Here is a 19546-nt window from a genome sequence, read left to right as displayed (position 1 = left end):
TCAACAAAAAAGCGCGGCTGAGCCGCGCTTTTTTTATTTCATCACATACCCGATACTCAATGTATCTTTTTCACCTTCGGCGCGAATTTCTTCTCATAAAGCTCCTGCCCTGCTTCCGGCTTCAGCTTAACAAAAGAGAAGAAAGCCAGCGCGGAAAGAGCGCCGACAATATAAAACGCGATATGGAAATCCTGCAATTGCAGCACAGAACCACGAATGATTGTGCTCAGCTCCAGTATCACACCGGCCAGCGCCACACCCATTGCAATTGAAACCTGCTGGGCAACCGCAGAAATCGGCGTTGCCTGACTGGTTTTGTCGTCGGGAATTTCTGCAAAGCCCAGCGCATTCACTCCGGTGAAGAACATTGAACGCAGGAAACCACCAAACAGCAAGGCAATCAGGATCAGCGTCATTGGTGTTTGCGGCGTGAAAAAACCGTTCAGGATAATGAAACATGCCGATGCGAGGGAGCCGAACATCAGCAACCGGCGGAAGCCAAAACGGGAGAAAACCCGTGTCGCCCCGAATTTCATCAGCAATGCCCCGATTGCCGAAACAAAAGTGATCATACCGGATTGAAACGGATCAAGCCCGAAACCGAGCTGCAACATCAGCGGCAGCAAAAACGGAATAGCACCGATGCCCAAACGGAACAGGCTGCCGCCGACAACGGAAATGCGGAACACATCATTCTGAAACAATGACAAGTCCAGCAGCGGATTTTCCACCCGCTTTGCATGGCGGATATATAGAGCTGTCGACAGCAGACCGACACCAAGCGTGATAATACCCACCGCAGGCGGCAGCGCCGGAAGACTGACCACAGAAAGCCCGAAGACCACACCGGACATTGCCAGCCCCGACAGGATAAAACCGATCACATCCAGCTTGCGCGGCAGCGGCACATCCAGCACCGGCAGATATTTAGTGGCAAACCAGATACCGGCCAAACCAATCGGCACATTAATCAGAAAAATCCAGTGCCAGCTGAAATAGGTTGTGATGAAACCGCCGACCGGCGGCCCAACCAAAGGCCCGACCATGCTCGGGATTGCCAGCCATGCCATCGCATTCACCAGCTGATTACGCGGTGTAGAGCGCAACAAGACCAGACGACCGACCGGCGTCATCATCGCCCCGCCCATGCCCTGCAGAAAACGCGCGGCCACAAAGCTCATCAGAGAATTGGATGCTGCACAGGCCACAGAGCCGATCACAAAAACCGCAATCGCTGCACGAAATACATTGCGGGCGCCATAGCGGTCGGCCATCCAGCCGCTGACCGGAATAAACACCGCCAAAGATACGAGATAGGATGTGAGCGCCAGCTTCAGCGCAATGGGGCTGGTGCCGATATCGGCTGCAATTGCCGCCAGTGAGGTCGAAATCACATTCGAATCCATCTGCTCCATAAAGAGCGCGACGGCCAGAACCAGCGGAATAATGCGATTCACAATACGAATCCTGAATGTCAGATATGTTTCATCATGGTCATTATATAAACCAGCCAGACCGGATTACACGCAGAATTGACCGGACCGGCAAAGTTTTTTGACGGGCAAAAACATAGTGTCACAAAATTTAACGCGGGCAACAAATCGTGTGCGAACGTGATTAATTTCGACTTAAAAAACAATGGATTGTGATGAGCGTGTAACAATTGAAGAACCCGCTCCCTCTTGTCTGCCAAGGCCGGAAAACAAGGCTCAAACCATGACCGGCATCGCCGGAGCGGCAGAAAAAAGCGCTTTCGGGTTGCGTGACCGGTTACACGCTGTTACATTTGGTGAGTAAACAGAAATGAGCAAAGCATCGATAAGGGGCCGATGCGTAGAGGTGTGAGATGACTGAGATCACCAAAAGCGCAATACTTTATACCATGATGATCATCACGCTGAATACGGCCATTGCCATTAGTGTGATCGGGCTGGATTTTCTGCCATAACCATCATGACGGATGAGCATAGCGGCGCTGTATTGATAAGCGAATGAATGCTCTTAACCTGTTTATGCGGGAGAATTCCCGCGCTGCAGATTTCACAAGAGGTCTGCCGGAAGTGTTCCGGCAGACCTTTTTTATTATCTGTAGAGTTACAGATCACGACGCATATGGATGACTTCAAAAGGCAGGCCTTCGCCATCCTGCGGATCACGCGCGGTTTCAGTAAAACTGTTACGCAAATAGAAACTATGTGCCTGCGTGTTCAGTGCGTAAACTTCCAGCGACAGCGTTTTCTTCAATTGCAATGCATGGTCGAGCAATTGACGGCCAAGACCCTTGCCATGAATTTTGGTGTCGATGAAAAGGCCGCCGATAAACTGATCCATCAGACCGATAAATCCGGCCGGTTGTCCGTTTTCGAGGATCACCCAGTTTTCAGCTTGTTTCAGATAAATATCCCGCACCTGTTCAGACTGTAATTGCAGGCGCTCCTGCCCCAGAAAACTATGGGCGAATTGCGAGGCCTCCAGCCAGATAGCGACCAGAGTTTCCGTATCCTCATTGCGGATCGGACGGATTTCATTTCGTATTTGTATCATGATAATTTTAGTCCATTGAAAGATATTATACGCGCCCTGCTATGGGCTGCAAAAGGCGCAACTCAACCCTCAGCCATTTATGAAAAGGCTGTCGGGGAAACACTTGCTATGAGTTGCTGCGCATAAATCTCCTGATTGGACTGCGCCTCCATATCACCGGCACAAAAGCGAAGCAAGATTGTAAAGTAAAACAGTAACACATTGTCCACTCGACTTCCCCGTCAGCTGTCTGTATGAAACATGCGTCGCGTAATAATGCGCGATGTTGTTCTCGGGGCGGGGTGCGATTCCCCACCGGCGGTATGAAGAGGAAACTCTTTGAGCCCGCGAGCGTCTGAATAAAGCGATTTGTTCAGAGTCAGCAGATCCGGTGCGATGCCGGAGCCGACGGTATAGTCCGGATGAAAGAGAGCAAAGACACGGTTAAACAGCACACGCTTTCTGCGTGTGATCTGTCGATTTGTGAATTTGCGCCCTGATTCTAGTATCAAGAGATGAAACTATGAACCAGAGCTTGACCAACCCATCTTCCCTCAAAGTTGCTTTCATTCAGGCGCGCTGGCACGCCGATATCGTGGATGAAGCACGCAAATCCTATATTGAAGAACTGGCTAAACTGACTGACAACGGCATTGAAACTGAAGTCTTTGACGTGCCGGGTGTATTCGAAGCACCGCTTCTTGCCCGCACGCTGGCCGGCACCGGCAAATATGCTGCTGTTGTGGCAGCGGGTTTTGTGGTTGACGGCGGCATTTACCGCCACGATTTTGTGTCCGATGCAGTGATCAAAGGTCTGATGCAGGCACAGATGGACACCGATGTGCCTGTCTTAAGCGTTGTGCTGACACCGCATCATTATCATGACAGCAAAGAGCATCATGATTTCTTCCATGCACATTTCAAAGTCAAAGGCCGTGAAGCCGCCCATGCAACCGTGCAGATTTTGAATACTTACAGCAAAATCGAAGCCTGATGATTATAGAGGCGGCTTGCTTATGCAGGCCGTCTCTCTTGATTATTACGCATTGTCCTTCGTATCGAAGCGGGAAAAGAAATCAGTCCAGTGAACTGGTTTCCCCGCGAAGACGGTTCCCACTTTTGCTGGAAATGCTCTACTCCTTAATACGATGCGGATGCGTATAAACATCAAATTCCGCACCGCGCACCAGTGCCACCAGCGTAATATTCAGCGCCTCTGCGGTACGGATTGCCAAAGCCGTCGGCGCGGAAATCGCCATAATCACCGGTGAGCGGATCGCCGCTGTTTTCTGAACCATTTCCAGCGAAACACGGCTGGTTACAACCACAGCGCCACGCGCCGGATTGGCATTTTCAGCCTTGCCCTCACCACGCAACAAGAAGCCTGCCAGCTTGTCCAGCGCATTATGCCGCCCGACATCCTCGCGCACGGCCAGTATCTCGCCACCACTTTGATGTGTCTGATAGAAACCTGCCGCATGAACGGCTCCGGTCGCCCGATGCAAAATTTGCAAATCCCACATCTGCTCTGCGGCCTGCACAATCTGCTCAGAACGCAGTGTGAAATCACTGTCAGCAACCGGCGGAAATTCCCGCACAGCCTCGGTAATCGATTCAATACCGCATAGACCACAGCCAACCGGCCCCGCCATATGGCGGCGGCGGGCAGTCAGTGCATCACGTTTCAGGTCAGATAATTGCATCTGCACATCAATACCGGCGGGAAAGTTCTGAATATCCATCGCCTCAATTTCAGAAGCCTGTGCAATAATGCCTTCGCAGAGGCTGAAACCAACAGCAAAATCCTCAATATCCTGCGGGCTGGCCATCATCACCGCATGGGTGGTACCGCCATAGGAAAAGGCCACCGGAAGCTCTTCCGCAACCTGCCGCTGCGAAGCTTTCAGCACGCCCTGACGGTGGATAATATTACTGACCCCAGATGTAGCAGGCGGAATATCCGCCCCTTCTCTCTCAAGTCCGCAGGTTTTATCCATAGTTTTCCCTTTCAACCCTCTGACGCCATAACTATATGCTTTTATTGGAAGCATATACCAGCGCTTAAACGGATGATAATTTCAGCCATGACGCGGCAGTTTCAACAGGCAATAAGCGCTTTCGGGGTGGTAAGCACATCACGATGGTATATTCTGAAACAAATCCACCAGAGCGTGTTGTATTTGATCACAGCCACGGCACTCGCTCTGGATTCTTTTAATTGTCGCATGTTCGCGGGAGCTCAAATGAATCCATTTGAGCCGACATGCTTTAATGAGGTTCTGACTTATGGACATTCGTCTGATTGATGAAAATTTTGCTGTCACCGGCCAGCTGGCACCGGAAGATATTGCCGGTGTTGTGGCACAGGGCTTCAAAACCCTGATTTGCAACCGTCCGGATCATGAATCCGACGGCCAGCCGCTCTATGATGCGGTTGCGCAGGCAGCAAAAGCAGCCGGTCTGCAAACCTATTTCATCCCTGTGGCCGGTGGCCAGATCACGCAGGAAAATCTGGACGAGATGACAGCAGCTCTGGAAAATGCACCGCAGCCTGTGCTCGCTTACTGCCGCTCAGGCACCCGCTGCACCAATCTTTACGGTATTGTTCAGCAGCAGAAACAGCGCTGATTAAGCTCAATGATGATGTGCGGATACGTTACGCACATCATCTGAATTCTACAAAACGCAGCGGATCATTTTATGTCTATCAGGCTCCTGAGCGAAACCATTATCAACCAGATTGCTGCCGGTGAGGTGATTGAACGCCCTGCCAGCGTGGTGAAAGAGCTGGTCGAAAATGCGATTGACGCCGGTGCCACACGCATTGAAATTGTCACAGCAGGTGGCGGCAAGAACCTGATCCGCGTAACGGATAATGGCGGCGGCATTCCGGCTGATGAACTGGCTCTGGCGGTTTCCCGCCACTGCACCTCCAAGCTGACCGATGATGTGCATGATATCCGTGCCCTTGGTTTTCGTGGTGAAGCGCTGCCATCCATTGGTTCCGTTGCGCGACTGAGTATCAAATCACGCACGACTGATGCCGATTCCGGCTATGAAGTGGTGGTGCGTGGCGGACATCTGGAAGGCCCGCGCCCGACGGCGATCAATCGCGGGACGATTGTGGAAGTCAGCGATCTGTTTTATGCGACCCCTGCCCGCCTGAAATTCATGAAAACCGACCGCGCCGAATCCACCGCCATTACGGAAGTGGTGAAGCGCATTGCGATTTCCTTCCCGCAAATCCGCTTTTCCATTGCCGGTACAGATCGCAGCCCGCTGGAATTGTCTGCCACATGCAGTGCCGGTGAAACGGTCACTGAAGCCGCCATGCTCGAGCGTATTTCACAAGTGCTTGGCGCTGATTTCTCTGAAAATGCACTGGCACTCGACAGCGAGCGTGAAGGCGTGCGCCTCACCGGCTTTACGGCTATTCCCTCTTTCAACCGCGCCAATTCTTTGCACCAATTTGCCTATATTAACGGCCGTCCGGTGCGTGACAAGCAGGTGTTCGGCGCATTACGCGGCGCTTATTCCGATGTGATTGCCCGTGACCGCCATCCGGTCGGCGTATTGTTTCTCCAGCTTGATCCGTCCCATGTCGATGTGAACGTGCATCCGGCCAAGGCTGATGTGCGTTTCCGCGATCCGGGGCTGGTGCGCGGTCTGATTGTCGGCACCATTCGTCACGCTTTGGCGCAATCGGGCATCCGCCCTGCAACCAGCGGCGCGGAAGCCATGCTGAAAGCCTTTCAAGCGCAGGGATTCGAAACACAGAATTCTGCTGTGCCGGAACGGTCAGCCGGTTCATACACTGCATCCCCTGCCCGTAACTGGCAGTCTGCTTCGAATTACCGGCCAGAGCCGCCGCGACAGGAATGGTCACCGCAGACTGCACATCCGGCACAGCGTCCGTTGCATCTCGATACACAACCGGCACCGCGCTTTGAGCAGGCAGGTTTCAGTGAGGCTTTACAGGCTACGATTTCACAATTCGCGGCGCCCAGTGCTGACAGCCGTGCCGCAGAAATTGAAGCACCGGCAGAGTTATTGCGTGCTCCGCTTGGTGCCGCACGGGCGCAAATCCACGCCAATTATATCGTTGCCCAGACCGAAGACAGTCTGGTGATTGTTGACCAGCATGCCGCCCATGAAAGACTGGTTTATGAAGCGCTGAAAACCGCGTTGGAATCCAAGCCAATGGCCGCGCAGATGCTACTGATCCCTGAGATTGTTGACCTGCCGGAAGAAGATGCGGAACGTGTTGTCGCCCACGCGCCGACGCTTGAGCGCTTTGGCCTGAGTGTGGAACAATTCGGCCCCGGTGCTGTGGCTGTGCGCGAGACACCGGCCATGCTCGGCGAAATGGATGTGCAGCAACTGATCCGCGATCTGGCGGATGAAATTACCGAGCATGACACCGCCAACGGGTTGAAAGATATGCTCAATCATGTAGCGGCGACTATGGCCTGTCATGGCTCTGTGCGCTCCGGCCGCCGCATGAAAGGCGAGGAAATGAACGCGTTGTTGCGCCAGATGGAAGCCACACCGGGCTCAGGCACCTGTAATCACGGGCGGCCGACCTATATAGAATTAAAACTCAGCGATATTGAACGTCTGTTCGGACGCAGGTAAAGATTACCCAAACACACTGAAGACAAGAAAGAATAATGAATATGTTTTCCAGCAATCGCAACGGTGAAGCCAAATTGCGCTACCTCGATGGTGATTATCAGGTTCTCGAACCGGGCTCCTATGTGATCTGTGCGGTTACCGGCGAAAAGATTGAGCTGGATGATCTGCGCTACTGGAGCGTTGCGCGTCAGGAAGCTTATGTGAACGGCCTCGTCTCCTATCAGCGCGAACTGGAAGCTAATCCTGAACTGCGCCAGCGTAGCAAAAGCTAAAATGGCATACGAAATATCAGACCTGAAGACCCATCCGCATTTTCTCGATGATGCAGCCGACCGCGTTTGGAACGCATGGTGGCGGCAGGACGGTCATCAACTGGACTTCATCAAAGGTCTGTTTCAGGAAAATCTGACGGCAGAGACCACACCGGTTGCGCTCATCGCTCATGAAGGCAGTGCGTTTCTCGGCACTGTTTCGCTGATTGACAGTGATATGGAAGCCCGCCCGCAATATACGCCATGGGTCGCAGCCCTTTGGGTTGATGAACAACAGCGTTCACATGGCATCGGCGGTGCCTTGCTGAAAGCCGCAGCGCAACAAGCCCGCGACCTGAATTTCTCGGAAGTCTATCTCTGCACTGAAGCTGACAAGCATGATTATTATGCTGCGCGCGGTTGGCTGTTGATTGAAGAAAATATTGATGGCCTCAATATTTACCGTCAAAGACTCTGATTAGAGCGGTTTACGTCCAGATTGGATCAAAGCGCTCGCTCTAAATTCTTTAGTTGGTCGCATTATCACAACCGTCAAGTTGGTCCAACTTGACTGTGAAATGCTCTAGAGCTCAAGACTGCGCTCAAGAAAATTTTGCCGTGTTGTTTTGATAATGCGCTGCAAAATTTTCTCACGGCCAAAATCAAGCCGTACATCAAAAATAGCAATATTACGCAGCCAGTCGCCCTCAACGGCAGATTGCAATCCATGCAGGCGTACATAATCTTTCGCCGTGGTTGCCAATATCAGATTGGCTTCCCGCGCCTCCGCAATAAGCTGGCGGATATCTTCCGGCTTATAATTATAGTGGTCGCCAAATGAGCGGCTGATGACCACTTCCCCACCCAGTTCCGTCACACTGTCATAGAATTTCTGCGGATTGCCGATACCGGCAAAAGCGAGAAACTTTTTGTCCTCAACCGGTTGCTCCGCCACCGAAACCAGACGCGCATCAAAAAACGGTTTATTACTGCGCGCTGCCATGCGGATCACATTTTCCGAGGCATCCTCACCTTTCAGATGGTTCGGCGTTATGCGCAGCAGTGCCGATGCCTGCTGCATCTGCGCCATCAAAGGCGCACGCAGAGGTCCTGCCGGAATGATTTTTCCGTTGCCGATCCCGCGTGCGGCATCCACCACCAGCAGTGCATAATCATAAAACAGACGTGCGCTCTGAAAACCGTCGTCCATAATGATGAAGTTGCAACCATGCTTTTCCAGCAATTGCGCAGCATGCAAACGATTGGCTGAAACAGCGACCATGGCATGTCTTGCCAGCAGCAGCGGTTCATCGCCGGTCAGCTTGGCCGTATCCTGCGCCACATCCACCAGATGCACGCCTTTAAAAGAACCGCCATAACCGCGCGAGACTATACCGGGCTTAAAGCCTTCAGCCTTTGCAGCCTCGGCAAAAGCGATACAGGTCGGTGTTTTACCCGCTCCGCCAACCGTGAAATTACCGATACACAAAACCGGCATAGCAATTTCCGGCGGCTCAGCATTCACCATACGCTTTTTAGCAACCGAGCCATAAATTGCAGCCACCGGCGATAACAATACAGACTGCCAGCCAGCCTTACGCCACCAGAAACCTGAAATATCTGCCGGTGTCTTATTTGCAGCCATCACGGCTGCTCCGCTACATCTGTCTCAGCCAGAGGTTCAACAACTGTCGTATCCAGACGGGATTTGACAGCCAGCGGCTGTATAAAAGGTTCAAGCGCCGTGAGTGTGCGCTCCAGCGCGCCGCGCATATCACCGACCGTGCGCTTTCCGGCCTCGGTCATGGTTTTCAGCTTTTCCGGATTATTGAACAGGAAATTCACCGCACCGGCCAGCATATTATGATCGCTGACAAGTTTGGCACCGCCGTTTTTAATCAGGCGCTGATAGGATTCACGGAAATTCTGCACATTCCGGCCGGACAAAACTGCCGTGCCGAGCATCGCTGGTTCCAGCGGATTTTGCCCGCCCTCACCGGTCAGGGATTTGCCGACAAAAGCAATTTTTGACAGGCGCAGATACAAGCCCATTTCGCCGATTGTATCGCCAAGATAAACAGCCGTTTGCGGAGTGATCTCCTCATTACGGCTGCGCTGTGCAACAGTCAGTCCCTTGGCTTCGATCATGGCACGGATTGCCTCAGCGCGATCCGGATGACGCGGCACAATCATAGTCAGCAAATCCGGATGGCGGGTGCTGAGCATTGTATGCACTGTCGCAGCAATATCTTCCTCACCCTCATGGGTGGAAATCGCAGCCCAGACTTTGCGCTTGCCAATCTGCTGTTGCAGACGTTCCAGTTCCTGCGGATCAACCGGCGGGGCATCCGTATCCACTTTGAGATTGCCGGAAATCGTGACCGGACGTGCGCCGAGCTGGCGGAAGCGTTCGCCATCCGCATCAGACTGTGCCACCACATGGGCAAAATTTTCAAACAAAGCCTCAGCTACAGAACTGCGCTTTTTCCATTTCGCATAGGAACGGTCAGACATACGCCCGTTGATCAGGATTTGCGGAATATGGCGTTTACCAAGTTCCAGAATGGTCATCGGCCAGATTTCGGATTCGCATTTAATCGCCACATCCGGTTGCCAGTGATCCAGAAAACGGCGCACGGCAGGCAGCAAATCCAGCGGTACATATTGGTGAATAACCCTGTCACCAAGACGCTCGCCCACCAGCGCAGCAGAAGTGCGCGTGCCGGTGGTCAGCAAAATACGGATATCCTGTGCCAGAAAATGCTCAATCAGCGGCAGAATGGCGGTAAACTCGCCCACACTTGCGGCATGCATCCAGACCAGCGGCCCGTCAGGGCGGGCAATCTGACTGCGACCGTAACGTTCGGCGCGGCGGGTACGGTCTTCTTTGCCTTTGGAAACACGATAACTGATATAAGGCCCGATCAGCGGATAGGCCGCACAACCGGCAGCCTTATAGATTTTAAGAACAGTGCGGGCCCATTTTTCACTCATTCTTGTCTCCATACCGGTCAGTTCAAATCAAATAAGAGCTTGTTTTGCCCCGCAAAACCCAAAATGCCGGAAAAACGGAATACCGAAACCATTGCCATAATGTGCAAATGATTGAGATTTTGCACAAAGATACGCGGTACACCAAGCCTAGTTTCAGCTTATACACTAATAACTGATCGTCCCGTCACTATACTAAAAAATACCGGACGCTATCGCAATTTATTGTCACCGTGCAGGAGGTGGCAGCATTCCCAGCTGTTTATAAGCGGCAAGCGTGGCAGCATCGAGTTTGCGGGTCAGTTCCAGCCGCTTTGCCTCAAGTAAATTTTCATCCGCATCCGCAGGCACCCAAACCGGCTCGGTCGTGGTGGCAGCGGAACGCCCGAAAGGCAGCGGTATTGAGGTTTTATCCCAGCTTTTTTCCAGAATTTTGCTGCGTGAAAAAGCATAGGCAACCGGCAGGATCGGGCGGCCGGATAATTTGGCCAGCAGGATAATGCCCTGCCCCGCCTCACGCACCGGACTATGCGCCACATCTGCAATCATGCCGGTGCTGGTGCCCTGATCCAATGCCCGCTTCAGGGTGATTAAAGCACGTGCGCCGCCCTTGCCGCTATTATCACTGTCAGCGCGTCCACCGGAACCGCGAACTGTTTGCAGGCCGAGCTTTTCCGCCACACGGGCATTAAGCTCCGCATCGGCACTGCGCGAAAACATGGCCACAACCGGCACGGATTTATCGCGCACAAACGGCCCCATCAAATGCTGGCCATGCCAGAAAGTGACAATATAGGGCGTTTGCTTTTTTTGGGATGCAATCGTTTCGTAAAATCCCGGCAGGCGTTTATTGGTTGCATAAACCAGCCGGAGATAGCCCGAAATCAAATTGACCAGCACCGTCTTCAAAACTTCTGAACGCGCCAAAGGCCCGCGAATACGCTGCCAGGCGCGTTTCAAAAACTTGGTCAGAAATCCGGTTCGGTGCGGTTTGTCACCTGCCACAGTCAGAACGCGCGTCAGGCTTTGTCAGCAGAGCGTACAGCTTCAGCAACTGCACTTGCAGGATCGAGCAGACGGTGCATATGCACGATGAAATAACGCATATGGGCGTTATCAACGGTCTGCTGAGCCTTGGATTTCCAAGCCATTTTAGCGGCTTCATAATTAGGATAGATGCCGACAATATCCAGCTTGTCCAGATCACGGAATTCCATGGAATTCAGCGTCTTCAATTCACCGCCGAATACCAGATGCAGCAGTTGTTTGTTTTCACCAGATGCGGTCATGTTTCTAATCCTGTCACTGAGATTATGTTTTGCCGGAAGGCAGAGCACTTTATAGCCTGCCTTTGTTGCCGCCCTCTTTAGAGCGGTTTACGTCCAAGTTCAACCGGAGTGCTCATTGCACACTCTTTAATTTATCGTATTTTCTAATGCACCTGCGACATGCCGGCTCAGGAATAATTCTGATCCGACAATAACTGCCGTACAACGCTCAGCATTTCTTCTTCAAAACCTGCAACAGCCGCCACCAGTACATCATGGCTGAACGGTTTTTGCCCTGCAACTGCACCACCTGCCGCGCCATAGCTAAGCGCCTGCCCCTCAAGGGTCAAAAGCCTGCCGCCCGCCTCGGAAAGCAGCAGATCTGCCGCGGCCAGATCCCAGTCATGGGCACCGCCGCGCACGAAAGTTCCGGCCAGTTCACCCCGTCCGACCATAGCTATGCGATAGGCCAGCGACGGCACATAGGGCGAGAAAGCTGTCTTGCTGCGAAAGCCTTCCGGCAGATCATTAAAATGTGATCGCGACATTGCCACAGGATAGCTGCGGCCATCCGCAGGCAACTGCGCTGCAACCGGCGTGCCATTCTGGAAAGCACCCTGTCCGCTGACAGCGCTCAGCACCTCTTTACGCACCGGAACATCCAGCACACCGCAGCGCGGTTTACCCTGATCAATCACTGCAATGCTCACGCACCAGCGGTCATCACCGGCAAGAAATGCGCGGGTACCGTCAATCGGATCAACCACAAATGCCCGTTCTCTGCCGGTACGCTGCTGATCTGTTGCCGTTTCCTCTGAAATCCAGCCATAATCCGGCCGCGCCTGCAGCAAAAACGCCTGAAGGAAACGATCAACTGCTAAATCCGCTTCGCTCACCGGAGACTGACCGCCTTTCAGCCAGACCTCCGGATTATTGCCATAATAGCGCAAAGCAATTTTACCCGCTTCCGCTGCCGCTTCACGGATGAGTTGCAGGTCATCGCTGTCTGTTTTTTGATTAGTTGCTTCTTTAGTTTCCGGCAAGCGTCATTCCTTCAATTACCAGCGTTGGTGCGGCTGTTCCGTAAGACCGGTCGAGATCGCTGGCAGCGGTCATATTCATAAACATATCTTTGAGATTGGACGCGATGGTCACTTCACTCACCGGATAGGTCAGCTCGCCGTTTTCAATCCAGAAACCGGAAGCACCACGGCTATATTGGCCGGTAATCATATCCACGCCCTGTCCGAAAACCTCGGTGACATAGAAACCGGTGCCGAGTTCTTTCATCAGTTCTTCCGGTGTGCGTGCACCGGCTTCAATCGCCAGATTGGTAGAGGACGGCACAACAGTTGAACCGGAACGCACGCCACGGCCATTGGTTTCCAGTCCCAGTTCACGCGCGGTCGAGCCGGAGAGGAACCAGTGCTTCAGCACACCGTCCTCAATCATGGTCAGTTTTTCACCGGCAATGCCCTCACCGTCAAACGGACGGGAAGATGAACCGCGCAGGCGCATCGGATCATCAGTGATGCTGATCCCTTTGCTCAGAACCTGCTGTCCCATTTTATCTTTCAAAAAACTGCTTTTACGGGCAACGGATGCACCATTGATGGCACCGGCAATATGACCGGCCATGCCGCGCGCCACACGCGGATCGAACATCACATTAACCGCGCCGGTTTTAACCTTACGTGCATTGAGGCGGCGCACTGCCCGTTCACCGGCGGTGCGGCCAAGATCTTCCAGCGCCGGCAGATCGGCAAAATGCAAACGCACGCGCATATCATAATCGCGCTCCATCGCGGTGCCTTCACCGGCAATCGCGCTGACAGAGCGGCCAAAACGGCTCAGCGTGTAAAATCCTTCAAAACCGCCGGAGGTCACCAGCACCATACCGCCCAAACCGGCTGAGGCCGTAGCGCCGCCGGAATTAGTAACACCGGCAACCGCCCTCGCAGCCTCTTCCATTGCCAGCGCATCTTCAGTCATGCGTTTGCTGTCGATCTGTGTCGGGTCAAACAGATCAAGATCGGCAATTTGTTTAGCCAGCTTCGACGGATCAGCCAGCCCCTCATAGGCATCTTCCGGCGAGACTTTTGCCATCGCGACGGCACGTTCTGCCAGCGCAACAGGATCAGCCCCTTTATTGGCACTGGCTGAAATACTGGCAATGCGCTTGCCGACAAAAACCCGCAGCGAGAAATCATCACTTTCCGAGGCTTCGGTCGCTTCCACCTTACCCAAACGCACGCTGACATTGCTGGAACGGCTGCGCACAACCACCGCATCGGCATGATCCGCACCGGCTTTTTTAGCCGCAGCGACGAGAAAACGAGCCTGATCGGCGAGTTTTTGAGCAGAGCTTTGTGCGTCCATCATTCTTCCTGTCATTCGTCTGGCGCGGTGGTGCGTGATATTTCAACGCCCGCATTTTGCAATCTGCGAACAGTCAATTATCAGGTTTTGCCGCCTGTATAGGTTCTATATACGGATAAGCCGTGTATTTTTTAAGTCTCATTTTATGTTTATGCATGACAACTCAGGCCTGAAGAAACATATGCAGGAACACAGACGTCGTCTTCAGAATAATATCCTCAGTGTTTCGCCCATGTTCATGACTTCATATTTGAAAACGATGAAACCATAAACGTGATATTTTTCTTTAAAAAACCGTTATCTGCACGCCTTGTTTCATATTATGTTCGGCATGATTTGCCTGCAGCATTGTATTTGATGATTTTCTGCCGGTAGCTTATTCCGCACCCGCCCCGACAAACGTAATATGTGATGTTTTAATTATGGAAAACAATATTTCCATCGGCAGTCTTTATCTGCAGACCCTGATGATCCTCGGCGGGGCAATCATTGCCGCACCATTGTTCAAGCGTATGGGGTTGGGAACCGTTCTGGGCTATCTTGCCGCCGGTGTAATTATCGGCCCGATTGCCCGTTTTATTACCGATGGTGAAGAACTGCTGCATTTCTCCGAACTGGGCGTGGTGTTTCTGCTGTTCATCATCGGTCTCGATCTCAAGCCATCCCGCCTCTGGTCTCTGCGTCATGCGATCTTTGGCCTTGGTCTGGCACAGGTCGCATTATGTGCTGTCACCCTTGCCTTTCTGGGCGTTTATGTTGCTGGTCTTCCCGTACCGGCAGCGATTATTGTCGGTTGCGGTTTTGCACTATCCTCAACCGCCTTTGCCATGCAAATTCTGGAAGACAAAGGTGAAACCAGTCAGAAATACGGGCAAAAAGCCTTTGCTATTTTGCTGTTTCAGGATCTGGCGATCGTTCCTATTCTTGCGCTTATTCCTGCATTATCGCCAAGCGAAAGCTCGCAGAGCGCTGCGAATTTCCATGTGGCAGCGGCACTCGGGGCCATTATAATTCTGATTATTGCCGGTCGCTATTTGCTGAACCCGATGTTCCGTATCATCGGCAATACCGGTGCGCGTGAAGTGATGATCGCCGCCGCATTGTTCGTCGTTCTCGGTTCGGCGGCGCTGATGGAAGCTGCCGGTCTGTCCATGGCGATGGGCGCATTTATCGCCGGTGTGCTGCTGGCAGATTCCTCCTACCGTCATGAACTGGCAGCCGACGTGGAACCATTCCGCGGTATTTTCCTCGGCCTGTTCTTTGTCGCGGTTGGTTTATCGCTTAATCTGGTGGTCATTCTCGATAACTGGCTGATGATCCTGCTATCGGTTCCGGTGATTATTGTTACTAAAATCGCGATCATTTATCTGCTGTGCCGTATTTTTCGCACCAGCCATAATGATGCGGTCAAAGTCGCCTTTCTGCTACCACAGGGCGGTGAATTTGCCTTCGTTCTGTTCTCCACGGCCAGTGCCGCTGCGGTTATCACCGATGCGCTGGCCTCCGAATTGATCGCTGCCATCACGATTTCCATGGCGCTGACACCACTCTGCGTAACGATCGGCAATCGCCTGCTGACGAATACGAAGCAGGAAGACGGCATGGAGGAAAATTTCGAGGGTGCAGGTTCCGATGTGCTGATGATCGGCTTCTCCCGTTACGGACAGATTGCCTCGCAGATTTTGCTGGCCGGTGGTTCTGATGTGACGGTGATCGACAATTCCGCCAATAAAATCCGCGCAGCCGGACGCTTTGGTTTCCGTATTTATTTCGGTGATGGACAGCGTAAAGACGTGCTGGAAATGGCAGGTATCCGCAAAGCCAAACTGGTTGCCATCTGCACCGAGAAAAAAGAAATCACCGACCGGATTGTCGATCTCATTCAGACAGAATTTCCGGATGTGAAACTCTATGTGCGCTCCTTTGACCGCGAGCATACGCTGCAATTGCGGGCAAAGGGTGTGGATTACGAGCTGCGTGAAACTTTTGAATCCGGTCTGCTGTTTGGCCGCAAAACACTGGAAGCGCTTGGCATGCCGGAAGAAGAGGCTCAGACCATTGCCGATGATGTGCGCCAGCGCGATGAAGACCGCCTGCATGTACAGGCTTCGGAAGGTATTCTCGCCGGTCGTCACCTGTTGTTCAATAAGCCGGTAACACCGGAACCTCTGGTCAAACCGACCCGCTCGGCAGTGCCGCTCGACAAGGCAACCGAAGAGACAATCGCACCCGCCAAACCCTATCCGGAAGCAGGTATCGTCCTCACTCCGGCAAGCGAATAAATCATCGCCGGTCAAATACAAAAACGGCGCGGTGGGACATCCACCGCGCCGTTTTCTTATGTGATTTTAAAACCAATCAATTCAGGCTCGGCCCAACCACGAGAATGGCAGGATCTGCTTTGAGCAGCTTTGCTGCAACAGTCTTCACATCATCTGTGGTCACAGCATTGATGAGATCAGCACGGCGGTCAATATAATCACGCCCCAGATCCTGCTCCTGCAAGCCAACCAAGGTGCGCGCAACGGCCACGGATGAATCCAGATTATTGATTGCATAGGCACCGATTGCAAAGCTCTTGGCTGCGGCCAGTTCTTCCTCTGTCACGCCGGATTTCGCCATACGAGCAACTTCCGCGCGGATCACATCCAGACTCTGCTGTGCACGGTCAGGACGGGTACCGGTGGCAATATTGAGGCTGTTGGAATAGTCCCGGCCACTGAGACCAGAACTGACCGTATAAGCAAGGCCGCGCTTCTCACGCACTTCATTATAAAGACGTGAAGTAAAGCCGACACCCAGCACCTGATTCATCAGATAGGCTGCGAAGAAATCTTTATCGCTGCGCTTTACACCCGGATACACCAGGCTGACCGTTGTCTGCGGCAGATCATAGGTCACAGATGTTGTGGCACCCAAAGCGAGCTTAGCCATTTCCATCGGCTTGAGCTCTGCTTTATCCTGCAGATTGCCGAAAAGCTTATCCAGCAGAGGCGCCAGTTCCTCGGCGCTGATCGCACCGACCACACCGATTTTCAGCTGATCTTTGCCGAACAGTTTTTTATGGGCATCCAGCAGATCATCGCGGGTGATTGTTTCCAGCGACTGCACTGTGCCCTCTTCACGGCGGGCATAAGGATGCTTGCCATAGAGCACTTCGGCAAATTTCTGCGAAGCAATTGTGTTCGGATCATTTTTGGAAGCGTTAATCCCTGCAATCACCTGATCGCGGATACGATCAACCGCCGCCTGATCGAAACGCGGTTTCTGAATAGCCAGAGCCAGCATGTCAAAGGCTGCCGGACTGTTCTCTTTCAGCATCCGCATACCGCCGGAAATCGTATCATCGCTGGCGGTGAAGCTCATTTCCGCACCGATATTATCCAGTCTTTCCTGATAGGCATCGGATGGCATATCACCCGCACCTTCATCGAACAGACCGGTCATCAGATTGGCCAGACCTTCTTTGCCTTCAGGGTCTTGCGCACTGCCGCCCTTAAACGAAAAACGTACAGAGATCAGTGGCACACTGCCGTCCTCCACCAGCCAGGCTTTGATACCCTTCGGCGAGGTCACTTCCTGAATATCCAGCGCATAGGCAGGCAGTGTTGTCAGCAATGCGAAAAGACCAACAGCCGCAGCTTTGAAACCACGCAAAGCATTGCTACGGACAGGGCGTGCATTTTCGAACCCTGCCTCAGAGTGAAGAGAATATGTCATTATTTTTTCACCTCTGGCTTCGCATCTGTCTTCTTGTTCAGATCATTGCCTGCCGGCTTATCACCGGCAGCACCGGTTTGCGCCTTATCGGCTGCGGCTGGTTTTGCACTCTGTTCAGGCTTTGCGGCTGCTTCTGCCGTTTCCGGCGGCAGCAGATAACCGGTCACAGCAATTGACGGTTTCAGATAGCGCTCTGCCACATCGCGGATCTGCTCCGGCTTGACGGTGCGGATTTTATCCGACCAGCCCTGCACATCCTCAACAGTCTGGCCGACAGCCAGTGAGGAACCATAAATCCGTGCCATGCCGGTCTGGCTGTCACGGGCAAAAATTTCCGACTTCAGAAAACGATTGCGCGCTTGATTAAGCTCTGTTTCCGTCACACCGTCTTTAATCAGACGCTCGACTTCGACATTGATTGCAGCCTGCACCTGCTCAAGCGTGGCATCACCGCGCGGCGCGCCATAGAGCATGAATGTACCGTCATCCAGCGCGTCACCGGCATAATAAGCACCGGCACTGGCAGCAATGCCCTGCTCAACAATCAGCTTCTGATAGAGACGGCTACGCATACCACCGCCGAGAATTTCTCCCAGCAGATCAAGTGCTTCCGCATCGCCTTCACGTCCCTTAGCCTTGGCATTCACATAAGACGGCACCACCCATGTGGAGTTGAAAGACGGCTGATTCACACGGGAATCGCGCAGTGTCACGGTGCGGGCTGTGTGCTTCACAGGCTCCTGCGGGCGGATACGCGGTGCAACTTCAAAGCGCTTCGGCAATTTGCCATAAGTGCTGAGCGCCAGATCACGGACGCGCTCCGGCGTCACATCACCGGCCACAACGAGAATGGCATTATTCGGCGTATAATAACGCTCGTAAAAACCGATGGCATCCTGAAGACTGAGCTTTTCCATTTCCTGCTGCCAGCCGATAATCGGACGGCGGTAAGGATGATTAAAGAAAGAAGCGGCACTCACCTCTTCGCTCAGCATTGCGCCCGGATTGCTGTCCACACGCATGCGGCGCTCTTCGAGAATAACATCGCGCTCCGGTACAATCACATCTTCGGTCAGAACCAGATTGGCCATACGGTCTGACTCGTATTTCATCACCATTTCCAGCGCATCCGGTGCAACCTGCTGGTAATAGCCGGTATAATCGGACGAGGTGAAAGCGTTTTCCTGACCGCCAATCGCTGCAACTTTTGCAGAGAATTCACCGGCAGGAACATTCTTCGTACCCTTGAACATCAGATGCTCAAGAAAATGGGCAATACCGGATACACCTTCCTGCTCATCAGCGGCACCCACGCGATACCAGACCATCTGTGTGACAACCGGTGCGCGATGATCGGGAATCACCACAACATCCATGCCATTGGTCAGCTTAAAACTGCTGACGCCTTTCTGGGTCTTGATTTCAGGCAGCGCGGCCGGCTGATTATCATTGGCCGGATTGGTCTGGGTGGTCGCAGCGGGGGCAACCTGCGCCTCGGCGGGCTTGGCAGCCTGCGCAAAAGATGCGCCCACAGTCGCAGAACTGACAATCAGCGCCAGCATGGATGTGCTGACCAGTTGCCGGCAAAAGGATAGATATGGCACGAAAAGTGTCCCTTCCTGTTTTGCAAAACAACCTTAATTAAACGAGATTGCGGCAAATTCGCAACCAGCCATCAAGAATTATGTCATGATGACAATAATTTAATAAATATGCCCCCAAAAAGGCAGCACTATGCTGAAATGCAAATTGCCCGCACAGAGCGGGCAATTTGTTATC

General features: G+C 52.9%; 17 protein-coding genes and 1 riboswitch. Of the genes, 6 read left to right on the top strand and 11 right to left on the bottom strand.

The features are described 5' to 3' along the window. Positions 1-56 precede the first annotated feature (56 nt). The gene (locus tag BKD14_RS04570) at positions 57-1457 is read right to left on the bottom strand and encodes a DHA2 family efflux MFS transporter permease subunit (RefSeq protein WP_075654431.1); all 1401 of its coding nucleotides are present in this window, start codon (positions 1455-1457) and stop codon (positions 57-59) included. 637 nt (positions 1458-2094) lie between these two features. Next, positions 2095-2544, bottom strand: a complete 450-nt coding sequence (locus BKD14_RS04565; RefSeq protein WP_075654430.1) for a GNAT family N-acetyltransferase — start codon at positions 2542-2544, stop codon at positions 2095-2097. 263 nt (positions 2545-2807) lie between these two features. Beyond that, positions 2808-2961, top strand: a riboswitch (FMN riboswitch). Positions 2962-3046: 85 nt separating this feature from the next. Between BKD14_RS04565 and BKD14_RS04560 the strand changes: the two genes are divergently transcribed. Further along, positions 3047-3517, top strand: coding sequence for a 6,7-dimethyl-8-ribityllumazine synthase (locus tag BKD14_RS04560; protein WP_022711224.1), 471 nt, complete (start codon positions 3047-3049; stop codon positions 3515-3517). A 139-nt stretch (positions 3518-3656) separates the two neighbouring features. Here BKD14_RS04560 and fdhD read toward each other — a convergent pair whose 3' ends face one another. Continuing rightward, on the bottom strand, positions 3657-4520 hold the full coding sequence (fdhD, locus tag BKD14_RS04555; protein WP_075654429.1) for a formate dehydrogenase accessory sulfurtransferase FdhD: 864 nt from the start codon (positions 4518-4520) through the stop codon (positions 3657-3659). Positions 4521-4809: 289 nt separating this feature from the next. On the opposite strand from fdhD, the gene BKD14_RS04550 reads away from it, so the two are divergent. The 4 genes from BKD14_RS04550 (at position 4810) to BKD14_RS04535 (ending at position 7887) form a co-directional block, all read left to right on the top strand. Beyond that, positions 4810-5151, top strand: a complete 342-nt coding sequence (locus tag BKD14_RS04550; protein ID WP_075654428.1) for a TIGR01244 family sulfur transferase — start codon at positions 4810-4812, stop codon at positions 5149-5151. A 72-nt stretch (positions 5152-5223) separates the two neighbouring features. Beyond that, entirely contained in the window at positions 5224-7158 is a 1935-nt protein-coding gene (gene mutL, locus BKD14_RS04545; protein WP_075654427.1) for a DNA mismatch repair endonuclease MutL, read from the top strand. A gap of 35 nt (positions 7159-7193) precedes the next feature. Continuing rightward, positions 7194-7430, top strand: a complete 237-nt coding sequence (locus tag BKD14_RS04540) for a DUF2093 domain-containing protein (RefSeq protein ID WP_022711228.1) — start codon at positions 7194-7196, stop codon at positions 7428-7430. Between the two features lies 1 nt (position 7431). Further along, positions 7432-7887 (top strand): GNAT family N-acetyltransferase, encoded by a 456-nt coding sequence (locus tag BKD14_RS04535; RefSeq protein WP_075654426.1) that lies wholly within the window; start codon positions 7432-7434, stop codon positions 7885-7887. A 105-nt stretch (positions 7888-7992) separates the two neighbouring features. Here the strand turns inward: BKD14_RS04535 and lpxK are convergent, their stop codons facing one another. From lpxK to BKD14_RS04505, 6 genes are all read right to left on the bottom strand, one after another. Then, positions 7993-9054, bottom strand: coding sequence for a tetraacyldisaccharide 4'-kinase (gene lpxK, locus BKD14_RS04530; RefSeq protein ID WP_075654425.1), 1062 nt, complete (start codon positions 9052-9054; stop codon positions 7993-7995). Further along, positions 9054-10403 carry a lipid IV(A) 3-deoxy-D-manno-octulosonic acid transferase gene (gene waaA / locus BKD14_RS04525; protein ID WP_075654424.1) on the bottom strand — a complete coding sequence of 450 codons (1350 nt, stop codon included), beginning with the start codon at positions 10401-10403 and terminating at the stop codon, positions 9054-9056. The genes lpxK and waaA overlap by 1 nt, the downstream gene beginning before the upstream one ends. A gap of 225 nt (positions 10404-10628) precedes the next feature. After that, positions 10629-11411 (bottom strand): lysophospholipid acyltransferase family protein, encoded by a 783-nt coding sequence (locus BKD14_RS04520; RefSeq protein WP_083646804.1) that lies wholly within the window; start codon positions 11409-11411, stop codon positions 10629-10631. An 8-nt stretch (positions 11412-11419) separates the two neighbouring features. After that, positions 11420-11689 carry a DUF4170 domain-containing protein gene (locus BKD14_RS04515; RefSeq protein ID WP_022711233.1) on the bottom strand — a complete coding sequence of 90 codons (270 nt, stop codon included), beginning with the start codon at positions 11687-11689 and terminating at the stop codon, positions 11420-11422. Between the two features lie 167 nt (positions 11690-11856). Continuing rightward, complete coding sequence (locus tag BKD14_RS04510; RefSeq protein WP_075654422.1) at positions 11857-12711, bottom strand: 3'(2'),5'-bisphosphate nucleotidase CysQ; 855 nt, start codon at positions 12709-12711, stop codon at positions 11857-11859. Next, positions 12698-14047, bottom strand: a complete 1350-nt coding sequence (locus tag BKD14_RS04505) for a TldD/PmbA family protein (RefSeq protein ID WP_075654421.1) — start codon at positions 14045-14047, stop codon at positions 12698-12700. The genes BKD14_RS04510 and BKD14_RS04505 overlap by 14 nt, the downstream gene beginning before the upstream one ends. A gap of 422 nt (positions 14048-14469) precedes the next feature. Between BKD14_RS04505 and BKD14_RS04500 the strand changes: the two genes are divergently transcribed. Continuing rightward, the gene (locus BKD14_RS04500; protein ID WP_075654420.1) at positions 14470-16329 is read left to right on the top strand and encodes a monovalent cation:proton antiporter-2 (CPA2) family protein; all 1860 of its coding nucleotides are present in this window, start codon (positions 14470-14472) and stop codon (positions 16327-16329) included. 76 nt (positions 16330-16405) lie between these two features. On the opposite strand, the gene BKD14_RS04495 is transcribed toward BKD14_RS04500, so the two are convergent. Beyond that, positions 16406-17767 carry a pitrilysin family protein gene (locus BKD14_RS04495; RefSeq protein ID WP_075654419.1) on the bottom strand — a complete coding sequence of 454 codons (1362 nt, stop codon included), beginning with the start codon at positions 17765-17767 and terminating at the stop codon, positions 16406-16408. Beyond that, positions 17767-19329: a pitrilysin family protein gene (locus BKD14_RS04490; protein WP_075654418.1), complete on the bottom strand. Its 1563-nt coding sequence runs from the start codon at positions 19327-19329 to the stop codon at positions 17767-17769. The genes BKD14_RS04495 and BKD14_RS04490 overlap by 1 nt, the downstream gene beginning before the upstream one ends. Positions 19330-19546 lie beyond the last annotated feature (217 nt).

It is taken from the genome of Pseudochrobactrum sp. B5 (genome assembly GCF_001939785.1).
In the GTDB taxonomy this organism is placed as follows: Bacteria; Pseudomonadota; Alphaproteobacteria; order Rhizobiales; family Rhizobiaceae; genus Pseudochrobactrum; species Pseudochrobactrum saccharolyticum.
The sequence above is the reverse complement of the archived record's forward strand: the minus strand, read 5'-3'. Positions and strand labels throughout refer to the sequence as shown.